The 13,728-nt window shown below is 44.6% G+C and carries 9 protein-coding genes and 1 pseudogene; 3 read left to right on the top strand and 7 right to left on the bottom strand.

All coding sequences use genetic code 11. From position 1 onward, the window contains the following. The first annotated feature begins 48 nt into the window (after positions 1–48). Positions 49–2,655 carry a M60 family metallopeptidase gene (locus tag AB5443_RS16255; protein ID WP_022138407.1) on the top strand — a complete coding sequence of 869 codons (2,607 nt, stop codon included), beginning with the start codon at positions 49–51 and terminating at the stop codon, positions 2,653–2,655. A gap of 186 nt (positions 2,656–2,841) precedes the next feature. Here AB5443_RS16255 and lpdA read toward each other — a convergent pair whose 3' ends face one another. After that, on the bottom strand, positions 2,842–4,185 hold the full coding sequence (gene lpdA / locus AB5443_RS16250; RefSeq protein ID WP_277130011.1) for a dihydrolipoyl dehydrogenase: 1,344 nt from the start codon (positions 4,183–4,185) through the stop codon (positions 2,842–2,844). A 28-nt stretch (positions 4,186–4,213) separates the two neighbouring features. Continuing rightward, positions 4,214–4,630 carry a PH domain-containing protein gene (locus tag AB5443_RS16245; protein ID WP_195662049.1) on the bottom strand — a complete coding sequence of 139 codons (417 nt, stop codon included), beginning with the start codon at positions 4,628–4,630 and terminating at the stop codon, positions 4,214–4,216. Between the two features lie 106 nt (positions 4,631–4,736). Here AB5443_RS16245 and nadB point away from each other — a divergent pair, with 106 nt between their 5' ends. Beyond that, on the top strand, positions 4,737–6,308 hold the full coding sequence (gene nadB, locus AB5443_RS16240; protein ID WP_277130012.1) for an L-aspartate oxidase: 1,572 nt from the start codon (positions 4,737–4,739) through the stop codon (positions 6,306–6,308). Positions 6,309–6,377: 69 nt separating this feature from the next. Here nadB and rbr read toward each other — a convergent pair whose 3' ends face one another. Further along, positions 6,378–6,956, bottom strand: a complete 579-nt coding sequence (gene rbr, locus AB5443_RS16235) for a rubrerythrin (protein ID WP_022138411.1) — start codon at positions 6,954–6,956, stop codon at positions 6,378–6,380. A 247-nt stretch (positions 6,957–7,203) separates the two neighbouring features. Here rbr and AB5443_RS16230 point away from each other — a divergent pair, with 247 nt between their 5' ends. Beyond that, on the top strand, positions 7,204–8,883 hold the full coding sequence (locus tag AB5443_RS16230; RefSeq protein WP_195407719.1) for a SulP family inorganic anion transporter: 1,680 nt from the start codon (positions 7,204–7,206) through the stop codon (positions 8,881–8,883). A 146-nt stretch (positions 8,884–9,029) separates the two neighbouring features. On the opposite strand, the pseudogene AB5443_RS16225 reads toward AB5443_RS16230, so the two are convergent. The 4 genes and pseudogenes from AB5443_RS16225 to AB5443_RS16210 form a co-directional block, all read right to left on the bottom strand. After that, positions 9,030–9,170: pseudogene (locus AB5443_RS16225) on the bottom strand (DUF5009 domain-containing protein); the annotation flags it as partial. Between the two features lie 820 nt (positions 9,171–9,990). Continuing rightward, the gene (locus AB5443_RS16220; RefSeq protein WP_195407718.1) at positions 9,991–12,018 is read right to left on the bottom strand and encodes a hypothetical protein; all 2,028 of its coding nucleotides are present in this window, start codon (positions 12,016–12,018) and stop codon (positions 9,991–9,993) included. Positions 12,019–12,047: 29 nt separating this feature from the next. Continuing rightward, positions 12,048–12,521 (bottom strand): hypothetical protein, encoded by a 474-nt coding sequence (locus AB5443_RS16215; RefSeq protein WP_277130014.1) that lies wholly within the window; start codon positions 12,519–12,521, stop codon positions 12,048–12,050. Positions 12,522–12,533: 12 nt separating this feature from the next. Continuing rightward, complete coding sequence (locus AB5443_RS16210) at positions 12,534–13,715, bottom strand: glycoside hydrolase family 88 protein (RefSeq protein ID WP_277130016.1); 1,182 nt, start codon at positions 13,713–13,715, stop codon at positions 12,534–12,536. Positions 13,716–13,728 lie beyond the last annotated feature (13 nt).

The following is a 13,728-nucleotide window of genomic DNA, read 5'->3' as shown; positions in this document are numbered from 1 at the left end:
TTGACATAATGGCATATTGCCATTTGTCAATCTAATAATCCAATAATTATGAAAACAAAACAAATTATATTACCCATCATATTCGGCTTCATTACCGCCTGTCTGCTAGTATCCTGTAAAGACAACGAAGAAAAAACATTCTCCATTTTTGAAATTGCTGCCGAAGATATAGAAAAAGTCGTGGATAAAGGCGTCAATACGATTGAAATCCCTGTCAACACCACACTCACTGAATCAAAGTGGCAGGTAGAATCGACAGAAAAATGGTTGAAAGCCGAAAAGGCTTTGGTTACCGGTGAACCATTCATCAGTATCAACATAGAAGAAAATACCGCCGATGAGGCACGTACCGCACAGATAAAGGTAACTTCTTCCGTTCAAGATTATGTAATTACAGTACGCCAGTTCGGACTGTATGACATCACAGTGGAAGGAGACATACAGATACATCCTGCCAGCGGGAAAGCCAACCAATACCAACCGGGATACGACATTGATAAATCCATGGATGGCAAATTTACTACTGGAACAAGCTATGAAGAATCTTCCAATTACCACAGTCCTTTTGGAACAGGAAATACTAAATTTCCTGTCATACTAGAGTACTTTTTCACAGAAGATGAACCAATCAACTATCTCATCTACTATACCCGCAGTGGAAACGGAAACTTCGGGAAAGTAGACATTTACACTGCTATCACCAATAATCCCCAAGAAAGTGATTATACTCTGCAAGGAAGTTACGACTTCAAAGAGCAAAACAATCCTTCAAAAGTGACTTTCAATGAAGCAATAAAGGCGACGGCTGTCAAATTCGTTGTCCATAACGGTAGAGGTGGTTTTGCAAGCTGCGATGAGATGCATTTTTTCCAGGGAAATACCAACAACACGCAAGAGGACAAATTGCTGAAAGTATTCAAGGACATCACCTGCACGGAAGTGAAAGAAGGCGTCACCGAACAGGATATTCAGGCATTGGGAGATAACTTTTTTATCGACCTTGCCCGTGCCATACAACATAATGCGTACAGTGAATGGGAAAAAGATTTCCGGATTCGTGAATACGAAGCGTACAGCGAACCTGCCAAATGGGCGGAAAAACTGATGACCAAACGTTACAGCAACCTTGACAACCTGACGGGAATCGCAGTGGAAAAGGATGATGAAGTAGTTGTCCTTGTCGGAGACACTCACGGACACGACATTTCTATACAATGTATAGGAGAAGAGAAAACCAGCTTTCTAGAAGATCATGAATATCCGCAGACTGCCGCTTCGGGAGATTATTATATCCTCAAGTCCGGAATCAACAAACTAAAGATGAAAAACAGGGGGCAACTGTTTGTCATGTATAACTGTGACCTTACTTCTCACCCCGAACCTATCAAAATACATATCCCGATAGGCAGTGGAAAAGTCTCCGGTTTTTTCGACCTCGCAGAACATAAAACGGACATGAAATACGCAGAACTGCTCTCCAAGGCAACCGACAAATATTTCGGGATACGCGGAGATAAGATTATCCTCTACTTCCATCGTGAGAAACTGCAGGAAGTAGTGAAAAATAAAATATTATCAGCTATCCACCTCTGGAACGATATTATCGGCTGGGAACAGGAACTCATGGGAATCGAAGATGTACGTCCCAACTTCTTCAATAATCATATATTTGCTATCTCACCCGAAGGAGCTTATATGTGGGCCTCGGAAGACCGTATAGCTTTTGTATATACAAAATTGGGGGATATTCTACTGAAAGAGAATGTTATGGATAAAAAAGATAACGTTTGGGGCCCTGCTCATGAGATAGGGCATATTCACCAAGGTGCTATCAACTGGCCAAGCTGCACGGAGTCAAGTAATAATATATTTTCCAATTATGTATTGTACAAGCTCGGCAAGTACTGTTCACGCGGATTGGAAATAAGCAAACTGGCAGAGTCTTATCTTCAGAAGCAACCTTGGGCATTATTAGGGACTGCAACTCACCAGAATGAAGATACTGAACTTCATATGCGCATGCAGTGGCAACTATGGAACTATTTCCACCGTCTAGGTAATATGCCGGATTTCTTCCCTAAACTTTTCAAATATTTACGTGCCAATCCTCTTGCTGCCACTGCCCCCGGAACTGCACAAATGCAATATGCCAAAGCGGTTTGCACAGTGGCCAATATGGATATGACGGAGTTTTTTGAAAGGTGGGGATTCTTCAGAGAGGTCTTTATTCCAGAATATGAACAATATGGGAAAACTATGTATATGGTTAGCCAACCATTGATAAACCAAACTAAAGAGTATATGGCAACCTTCCCTAAGAAAGTACCGCCTATCTGTTATCTGGAAGACCGCAAGAACGGTGATGTCGGCATTGAGAGTTATCAAGTAGGCGATGTCGGACATTATTCACAATTCAAAGACAACGTGAAGATTACAGGCACTCCGACTTATAGCCTGTCGGGAAACAATATTACTGTAAATAATGGTACACAAGCCGTAGCATTCGAAATACGGAAAGATAATGAAAACGGAGAACTGCTATATTTCTTCAACTTCCTTTCTTACTCAATTCCTTCAACAGTTGTTATTGACGGAACAACTAAATTCTATGCCGTACAGGCGGATGGAAAGAGGATTGAAATGAAAAAGGAATAAGTTACTTGATAAGAAAATATCATTTCCTTATATAAAACTGAAAGGACTGCCTCATTATTCGAAGCAGTCCTTTCCCATATCTAAAAATCAATTAAAATTATGTTTCAGACAACTGCGCCATCGCTCACTGCGCCTCCGTTTAGTAAAAATCCCATTTTCAGAAACAACAGTTCAGTCATCCTGTTCCTATAACGCTTCCCGGAATATCTCACCCACCGTAGGATGAGGGAAAACAATCTTCTTCCATTGCGTCGCCGTCAATCCGAGCTCAATGGCAGTTCCCGCGAGGGTTATTATCTCCGAAGCCGGATTGCCCAACACATGTGCACCAATCACCCGTTCCTGTTCGTCCAGCAAAACCTTGCAGACGCCGTTCACTCCTTCATTCTCCGCCACAAAACGGCCGGAATAAGCCATCGGGAGCTTTATTACCTTATAATCAATACCTTTTGCTGAGGCCGACTCTTCCGTTTCGCCCACTCCCGCAATCTCCGGATTGGTATAGACAACGCCCGGAATGGCACGATAACTCATTGCGTCTTCCTTTCCGAGAATAGAATGTACGGCAACTTCCGCTTCGCGGACGGCTGTATGAGCCAGCAGGGAGAAACCTGTCAGGTCACCGCAAACGTAGACATTGGGGATGGAAGTCTGCATTTTCCCGTTCACTTTGATAGTGCCACGCTCTGTCCTTTCCAAATTCAGGTTTTCGAGTCCGAAACCTTTCGTTACCGGACGACGGCCGACACTCATCAGCAACTTCTCCGTAACAACACTGGCACTTCCTTCCGCATTCTCATAAGAGACGACAGCTCCCTCTTCCGTTTGCGACAGGCCAACAACTTTCGTACCAAGCAGGAATCTAATACCCCGTTTGGCATAATCCGCACGCAACTGGGCTGAAAGTTCCTTATCCATTCCACCCAGAATCTCATCCAGCATTTCGATTACCGTCACCTGCACTCCCAAACTATTGAAGAAAGAAGCGAATTCCATCCCTATCACTCCACCGCCGACAATCGCCAGAGAGGCAGGCAGTTCCTTATTATCCAACGCATCCCGGTGTGTCCAGTAATTCACCGTTTCTACTCCCGGAATAGGCGGAATAAAAGTTTCCGAACCGGTGCAGAGTATCAGGTTTTCGCCTTCATAAGTTTCTTCACCGCAGCGGACTGTATTTTTATCTATGATTTGCGCTTCTCCCGACACGATCACGACATTGTTGGAAGTCAGTTTGGCTTTTACTCCCAATACCAGTTTGCGCACTACTTTACTTTTGCGGGCTATAATCTTAGATAAGTCAAAGGAGACTTCGGATATATTCACGGCATATTTCGATGCATGTCTGGCGCTATCATAAGTCTTTGCCGAATACAACAATGTCTTTGTCGGAATACACCCTTCGTTCAGGCATACGCCACCCAAATTGTTTTTCTCGATAAGCAATACGCTCAAACCGGCTTTGCCGGCAGCTTCGGCGGCTGTATATCCTGCAGGGCCGCCGCCAATAATAATTACTTGATGTTTCATAGTATGTAATCAGTTAGTATTTTCGTTGTTATTTGTTCTCTTCGAGGGATATTGCCTTGATTCTCTTTTCGAGCAGTCCGACAAATTCCCGTTCTTTGACAGGCATCACAGATACAAATTTACCTTTTCCGTATTCTATCAACACATATTCGGTCACCGAGAAGCGGCCGAACTTCATGGAATGGCACTTTTTTATAGCAGTAATCCCGGAAACAGGAATTACTTTCTTACGGATAAAGCGTCCGGTGGATATTTCCAGAATTCCATCGGGAGTAATCGTATAGACCGTATGGATAATCTGTTCGATTACAATAATCAGCATAAGTATCAGCAATACTGCCGGCAAGATATATTTACACCACAGGGCGCCGGCGACATTCACGGTAAGCACCACCAGCAGGAAATACTGGTACCAGGCAATACGGGCATGGAAAATTCGATTCATTTTGTCAGATTTTTGCCTGCAAGGTAGCAATTTTATGAATTAGTGACAACGAAAAGTACAACGAAGTAACTTATTTTGTAGCTTTGCGGTGAGAAATAACAAAACTATGGTAAGAAAATTCGATTTCCTCGTCATCGGCTCCGGAATTGCCGGTATGAGTTTTGCGCTGAAAGTGGCGCACAAAGGTAAAGTTGCTCTTATCTGTAAAAGCGGGCTGGAAGAGGCCAATACGTACTTCGCACAAGGGGGAGTGGCGTCCGTCACCAACCTGCTGGTAGACAATTTCGACAAACACATTGAAGACACGATGATTGCCGGAGACTGGATCAGTGACCGTGCCGCAGTGGAAAAGGTAGTGCGCGAAGCTCCCGCACAGATTGAAGAACTGATTAAGTGGGGCGTAGACTTCGACAAGAATGAGAAAGGCGAATTTGACCTGCACCGCGAAGGGGGACACTCTGAGTTCCGCATCCTTCATCACAAAGACAATACGGGAGCGGAAATCCAGGACAGCCTGATTAAAGCCGTACAACGGCATCCCAATATCACGGTGATTGAAAACCAGTTTGCCGTTGAAATCCTTACACAACATCATCTGGGGGTAACCGTTACCCGTCAGACACCGGACATCAAATGTTATGGTGCTTATATCCTCGACCCGAAAACCGGAAAGGTAGATACCTATCTCGCTAAAGTGACTCTGATGGCCACCGGCGGAGTAGGGGCTGTCTATCAGACGACTACCAATCCGTTAGTGGCTACAGGAGACGGTATCGCCATGGTTTACCGTGCCAAAGGTACGGTGAAGGATATGGAGTTTGTCCAGTTCCACCCTACCGCACTGTATCATCCGGGCGACCGCCCTTCTTTCCTGATAACGGAAGCGATGCGCGGTTACGGCGGCGTACTCCGCACCATGGACGGCAAGGAGTTCATGCAGAAATACGACCCGCGTCTTTCACTCGCTCCGCGTGACATCGTAGCACGTGCCATCGACAATGAGATGAAGAACCGTGGAGACGACCATGTATATCTGGACGTTACCCACAAAGACCCGGAAGAAACAAAGAAACATTTCCCGAATATCTACGAGAAATGCCTAAGTCTGGGTATTGACATCACCAAAGAATATATCCCGGTAGCTCCGGCTGCCCACTATCTCTGTGGCGGTATCCTCGTAGACCTGAACGGACAGTCGTCCATCGAACGCCTTTACGCAGTAGGAGAGTGCTCCTGCACCGGACTGCACGGTGGTAACCGCCTGGCTTCGAACTCATTGATTGAAGCAGTGGTCTATGCCGATGCCGCCGCCAAGCACTGTCTGGAAACCGTTGAACAATATACCTACAACGAAGATATTCCCGAATGGAATGACGAAGGGACTCGTTCTCCGGAAGAAATGATACTTATTACACAGAGTATGAAGGAAGTAAATCAGATTATGAGTAGCTATGTGGGTATTGTCCGCAGCGACCTCCGTCTGAAACGTGCCTGGGACAGACTGGATATTATCTACGAAGAGACTGAAAGCCTGTTCAAACGCAGTGTCGCTTCCAAAGAAATCTGCGAATTGCGTAATATGGTCAATGTAGGCTATCTGATTATGCGTCAGGCAATGGAACGCAAGGAAAGCCGCGGATTGCATTATACGATTGATTATCCGCACGCAAAGAAATAAAAAAGGAAATGCCGCCTGCAAATGATTGCAAGCGGCATTTTCTTTATCTGATTAATCCGTGGACGTGGATTAATAGTTTTCTTTCTTCACCTCGAAGTATGCTTGCGGATGCAGACATGCCGGACAAACTTCAGGAGCTTCCTTACCGATTTCAATATAACCGCAGTTACGGCATTGCCATACCACTTCGCCTTCCTTAGCGAATACAGTCATATTTTCGATGTTGTTCACGAAAGCCAGATATCTTTCTTCGTGGCCTTTTTCAGCGATGGAGATATTGCGGTACATAGCAGCGATCATCGGGAAACCTTCCTGTTCTGCCACATCTGCGAAATGAGGATAATCCAGTGACCATTCTTCATGTTCACCTGCTGCGGCAGCGCGAAGATTTTCGAGTGTAGTGCCGATTACACCAGCGGGATAGCTTGCAGTAATTTCTACCATACCGCCTTCGAGGAACTTGAACATACGTTTTGCATGTTCTTTTTCCTGATCGGCCGTTTCAGTGAAAATGGCGGAAATTTGTTCGTAACCTTCTTTTTTAGCCACACTTGCGAAATAAGTGTAACGCATTCTTGCCTGTGATTCTCCTGCGAATGAAGTCAGCAGATTCTTCTCTGTCTGAGTTCCTTTAATGCTCTTAGCCATAATCTATATATATTTTTAAAATTGGTGATACCAAACGTAACTTGTCGTACTATTTACAACGCAAATATAAGCGAATTGTTCACAATAAACCACCTTTTCTTTATGAATAAAAACTATCGGATCATTGATGAAATCTATCAACAGACAAATAATATGCTGGATAACATACTTATTTCGATTATTTTATATAATTTTGCAACCTCTACTTTGCAAAAAAGACGGATAACACGTATAACAACTTATAAAAATGAAGCTATTTGAATTTAAACCCAAACTGGTTTCTTGTCTAAAGAATTATTCGAAAGAAACGTTTATGGCGGATCTGATGGCCGGTATCATCGTAGGTATCGTGGCACTTCCATTGGCTATCGCTTTCGGTATCGCTTCGGGGGTATCACCCGAGAAAGGTATTATCACCGCTATCATTGCCGGATTTATCATCTCCCTGATGGGGGGCAGCAAAGTCCAGATCGGCGGGCCGACCGGAGCGTTCATCGTCATCATCTACGGCATCATACAGCAGTATGGCGAAGCCGGACTGATTGTAGCAACGCTTATGGCAGGTGTGCTTCTTGTACTATTAGGAGTATTCAAACTCGGGGCAGTCATCAAGTTCATCCCTTATCCTATTATTGTCGGATTTACCAGCGGTATCGCCGTCACCATTTTCACTACCCAGATTGCTGATATCTTCGGCTTGTCTTTCGGAGACGAGAAAGTTCCGGGAGATTTTGTCGGGAAGTGGATGATTTATTTCCGTCATTTCGACACCATCAACTGGTGGAACACCATTGTAAGTATTGTCAGCATTATTATCATCGCCATTACCCCGAAGTTTTCAAAGAAAATTCCCGGTTCACTGATAGCGATTGTCGTTGTCACCGCTGCCGTTTATCTGATGAAAACTTTCGGTGGAATCGACTGCATCCAGACGATAGGCGACCGTTTTACGATTAAATCCGAACTGCCCGATGCTGTCGTGCCTGCTTTGGACTGGGAAGCTATCAGGGAATTGTTTCCGGTGGCTATCACTATTGCCGTGTTGGGCGCTATCGAATCATTACTGTCCGCTACCGTAGCCGATGGTGTGATTGGCGACCGTCACGACTCCAACACGGAACTTATTGCACAAGGCGCGGCAAATATCGTAGCTCCCTTGTTCGGCGGTATTCCCGCTACCGGAGCCATCGCCCGTACCATGACGAATATCAACAACGGTGGCAAGACGCCGATAGCCGGAATTATCCATGCAATCGTACTGCTTCTGATTCTGCTTTTCCTGATGCCGTTGGCACAATATATCCCGATGGCATGTCTTGCCGGGGTGCTAGTCATTGTATCCTATAATATGAGTGGCTGGCGTGTATTCAAGGCTTTATTGAAAAACCCGAAATCAGACGTCACCGTCCTGCTTATCACTTTCTTCCTTACGGTTATCTTCGATTTGACCGTTGCCATCGAAGTAGGATTAGTCATTGCCTGCGTGCTCTTTATGAAACGTGTAATGGAAACTACCGAGATTTCGGTGATTACCGACGAGATTGACCCGAACAAGGAATCAGACATTGCCGTACACGAAGAAAATCTCATTGTCCCTAAAGGGGTAGAGGTGTACGAAATCAACGGCCCTTATTTCTTCGGTATCGCTACCAAGTTTGAAGAAACCATGGCGCAACTGGGTGACCGTCCGAAGGTACGTATCATCCGTATGCGGAAAGTTCCGTTTATTGACTCCACAGGTATTCATAACTTGACCGTACTTTGTGAAATGTCACAGAAAGAAAAGACGACTGTCATCCTTTCCGGAGTAAACGACAAGGTACACCAAGTACTGGAGAAATCCGGTTTTTATGAGCTATTGGGTAAAGATAATATTTGTCCGAATATCAATGTAGCGTTGGAAAGGGCGAAAAACATCATAGAATAGCACTGTTTATCAGCTATTTACAATAGATATATGCCGTACATATTGGACATATAGATCCAACGTGTACGGCATATATGAACTGCGTGTTGGACATATAGATCCAACACGCACGCTATATATAGCCTACTTAACCAATCACCATTTCATCAGACCTTTAAAAATAATCCGCACTTATACATCGCCCTCAACAGGAGAAAGACAATCAGAAAATTGGCGAAGGTAAGCCATACGGAGTAATAGCCACCCAGATATTGTTCGAGCCCGTAACTGACCGAAGCGGCAACGCAATAACTGCCCACCGCATCGAGCACCGCACTCGGCGAAATTCCCGCACGCTTACATTTGGGAACATCACCGGCCAATTATCGGAGCAGAAAAGAAGAATGACAAAAAGAATAGATTCTTATGTTAGAAAAATCTTTTTAGTACAAAAGCAAGTAAATTCACTATATATGGTGAATTTACATATAAATAGTACATTCTTCTTTTTAAGTTGGAAGTAATTCAAGATATGAACACAAACCACATCTTCAAAACGTTTAGCATATAGAAAAAAGTGCCAATATGAAGAAACGCATAATTTATCTATTCTGTGCCTCATAATTCGAGCTCCTCTCTTCTGAATCAGAAAAAACGCCTGCAATTTAAAACAGCACAATTTGCAATCGATACCAAACGTCTATTATTGCTAGACAAATTGCAGTAAAGCAGACCTTTTAAAAGTATAAAAAGCCACTATATTATCAGACACATATCAGATTGCTATTTACAAACCAACAGAAAAGAAAGGCAAACCAGCTCTAATTCTGCTCTCCCAAAACCCAGTTTCGCTTCCTTTAAAAGGAACCGACGGTTTGTTTATACCAAAGAGAGCGTTTGTTTTAAACAAACCGAAGCTTTGATTACACCAAACCGATGGTTTAGTGACACCATATATTGCATATTTCAAGGAAATAAATGCAATATAAAAAGAAAAAGCGCATATTCTTGCAACTGAATATGCACTTTTTCTTCTATTAGGTCCTTTTATCTTATTCCGGTTTTCTTCTGAATCTTAAAAATGGAACAGAGATGGAAAACTCTATTTCCTCATACAGACCCATAAGCCTAACGATTCTCGGTATCTTTCATACAGCGTACAGAGAATGCATGAGAACGACCGGCGGTATGAGTCCAAGTTTTATCCGCTGCCTTGTAATAGATTGTACTTCCTCCCTGATCTTTATCGTTTCCATAGCTCGTTGCGGGTGAATTTGACCAGTAACAAGCCGCAGTTGTAGAATTGTTAGAAGTACGGTCCGAAGGATTAGAACCCCAACGAGCACCGGCCAATGGCCAATAGGAATAGTTTGTACCGTCATAACAATATCTTATCACTCCAATACTTGACAGTTTCACATATTCTCCACTCTTCTCTACCTCTGTCAATACCCCCGGAGATACAACACGATATCCTTTTGGGCAAGGGTCATAAATAGATTTATGACCATCAGACGGATTATTATAAGTGTTTGATTCATTCGGATTTCCCCAGAAGTCATCTTTCCGGTCAGTACGTGCACCTGTCCATGCCCCCAAATACCAGTCGGATTTCGTATTATCGACCGTTGCAGTATAAAGCAAATAGCGAGGATTCTCAATGGAGAAGCGAACGCTCGTAGCTTCGGTAGGCATAGAATAATAACCTTTTGCTCCCCACCCAAACGGAGTAGGACGTCCCCATTGGAAATAAACACCGTTTGCCTTCCAGTTATCTCCTTCACCGGTCATATAAGTACCCAAATTACGATCCTGAACAATATAACCGGTATTTCCATATATATGTTCTGCCGGAGTGGGAGTCATCCACACAATAAAACTCCATAATATAGTAGACTGGTCATTTCCATAAATGGCCACCTGTCCACAACCACCATCATATCCTCCACTCACTTTATAGGCATTAACCGTAATGGTATAATCATTAGCAATAGGAGAGAAATCTGTAGCAGATCCATTTACATATACCATTTTATGATCATTGTTCAAATCACAATTAAATATAGTCTTTGCATACTTGGGCTCTTCCACTTCCATAAAGTTACCACGTGCTTTCACGCTCATCGTATTGCTCACGCCACTGGTAGAAATATTCGTCAACAGACAGTTGGACTCGCCATAAGCCCATCCTCCTGCCAACAAACGTGTCTCTACCGGCTCGTACCATTCGCAGGAATTATCCGAAAGTTTCAGGTTGTTGACAGCAATCGTATTGACAGCATTGGCTTTCAGTTGCTTTCCTTCTTTGAGAATAGGAATTGTAACAGTCTGCTGGTCATTCTCCAGAGTGATGACAATGTACACTTCTTTGCCGCTTAAATCGGCAGGATATGTAGTCAGGTATATATCCTGTGCGGAAGCGAGCAGTTCGGGAGTAGTCAGTGAAACAGTGGCATACGGTTTCACATCCGTACCGTAGGTCAGTTCGTCCGTATCCAAATCTGCTGTGAATACACCGGAAAGAGGAGTTTTTGTCTCCTTGTCATATAAAGAAACACTCTTGAGCTTGTACGTAGAAAGCTCCTGGGACGAGATGCTGAACTTCACATAAGCCATCGCATGGTTCAACGTAAATTTAGCAAGCATATCCGGACTGCTGACCGTAGCCTTGGCAAACGCAAAACCATACTTTCCAATATGATGGCTATCGCCGGGACGGCTTTGTTCCTGCTCAACAGACAGGGTAGAAGTTATCTTGTTGCCATTTTCGGCCAGTTCCGTACTTGCCCGGTAAGGATAGTAAATAAGAAGTTCCGTAGCTCCTTCTTCCGCCATCTTCACATCGTCCGAAGTAAAGACGCCGGAGTTCTGCCCGATCGACTCATCACTCAATAAAGACTGCACATTATTGATGTCGGTCCCTGCCGTACGGGAGAAAACACCCAAGGCATCCCCTTCGCTCCAAAGCACCGGATAAACATCCCCTGTTTTGTCACCGATAGAAACACGTGTCTGCGGAGACGAGAGTCCAACCAACGTCAGACATGAACCTGCCGTTGCCGGTTCTTTGCCGTTATCGGACGAAATAAGTTCGTCCTGCGTGCAACTTGTCATCATGAGAATCATTGCACCTATTGCAAATAATCTATTTTTCATACCATTCATTCTTTTGAGTTACACCATTTTTACCATTTATTCTCTTCCAGATCACCGGCAGAACCGCCGTCACTCCATGCTCCTTCCGTTCCTGAAGCTTTCCAAGTCTGGAAAGCGGAACACACGGCACGTCCTTCGGCATTATAGGCGATGATCGCACTGATGTAATTCACTCCCGGACGTAATCCTTCGGTGATTTTGCGCGTATAAGGTAGGGATACGGGTTCTCCGTTCTCTTCTACGAATTTCACTAGCTTCACTTCAATGTTATAATCAAAGCCAATGTCGGCCACCGGATAGAATTCAATGACTTTCGCTCCGAACGTAGTACCTGTTTGCTGCTCGGAAGTAATCAGAGCCGTATTGTCCGCAATCTCCGAAACTGTCAGGTTCATAGTGGGAATGACACGCGGAGCCGAATCATCCTTGTCCGAACAGGAGGCAGTTATCAGCAGTAATACGAAGATAAATGCCATGCTTATATGTAAGTTCTTCATAATCATATTGTATTAGTTTTATTTTTGTAGATTCTTATACCGTAGCAATGCTTCTAAAAAGTAATAATCGGCATACGTCAGGGGGACATCCACTTCGCTTTTATCAGGAAGTGCACCCACGCTGTGCTTCAGGATGAAACATTCGTTCGTACCCGGTTCTGCCAGATACTCTTTCGAGGCAAGCGTACGGAGTTGCTTTTCTGCCATGGCAAGATAAGATTCCTTGGCTTCCGTGCCGGGGATATAACGGCTTAGTTCGATAAAGGCGGAGGCCATGATAGCCGCAGCGGAAGCATCCCGATAGGTCTGCTCTTCTACCGGAGCGTCGAAATCCCAGTAAGGAATACCGTCGGCAGGTAGACGGCGGAGCAGCATATCAGCGATATGCCCTGCTTGCAACAGATAATTCTGATACCCCGTCAGGCGGAACATCATCGTATAGCTATACAAGGCCCATGCCTGTCCGCGACTCCAGGAGGAATCGTCCGAGAAGCCCTGCACCGTTTGCTTGCCGCGCACCGCACCCGTTTCAGGTTCATAATCCACCAGATGATAGGTGGAATAATCATCCCGGAAGTGATGCTGGATAGTGGTATTGGCATGCGTACAGGCAATGTTCTGCAAAGAGTCGTCGGCGTAGGCTTTCGACATGGACAACAGCAGTTCAAGGTTCATCATATTGTCAATAATCACCGGAAACTTCCAGTCGCAGCCTTTGCGTACAAAGTCCCAGCTACGGATCACACCGGCAGTAGGATTGAAACGGGTTGACAAGGATTTGGCGCCCTGATAGAGCACTTGTTTATAAGCCTCATTACCTGTCAGCCGGAAAGCATTGCCATAACTGCAATTCAACTGGAAACCGACATCATGATCTCTGGTCACGTATTGTATAGAGTCGAGTTTCAGCGTGTTCTTCTCGGCCAGTGTTTTCACTGCGTCCTTCCGGGTATATTCGTAGATATACCAAAGGGAACCGGGATAGAAGCCGCTGCACCACCAATAGATATTCGAGGGAACAAACTCACCGTCGGCAGAGAGCGTGCGGGGAAGTGTCTTTTGTGTCAGGCGGGTGTCCATAGCCGTGTATTGTTGCTCTGCAACGGTAAATACACGGTCAATCAACGCCTCCATCGGCTCCTGCTTCGTGCAGGAGGCCAATGTCAAAAGTCCGAGTATAGATATTAATAGGATTCTCATACGTTCCATTCTT

It is taken from the genome of Bacteroides sp. RTP21281st1_H5_RTP21281_210402, from assembly GCF_040918965.1.
GTDB classification, from domain to species: Bacteria; Bacteroidota; Bacteroidia; order Bacteroidales; family Bacteroidaceae; genus Bacteroides; species Bacteroides congonensis.
The sequence above is the reverse complement of the archived record's forward strand: the minus strand, read 5'-3'. Positions and strand labels throughout refer to the sequence as shown.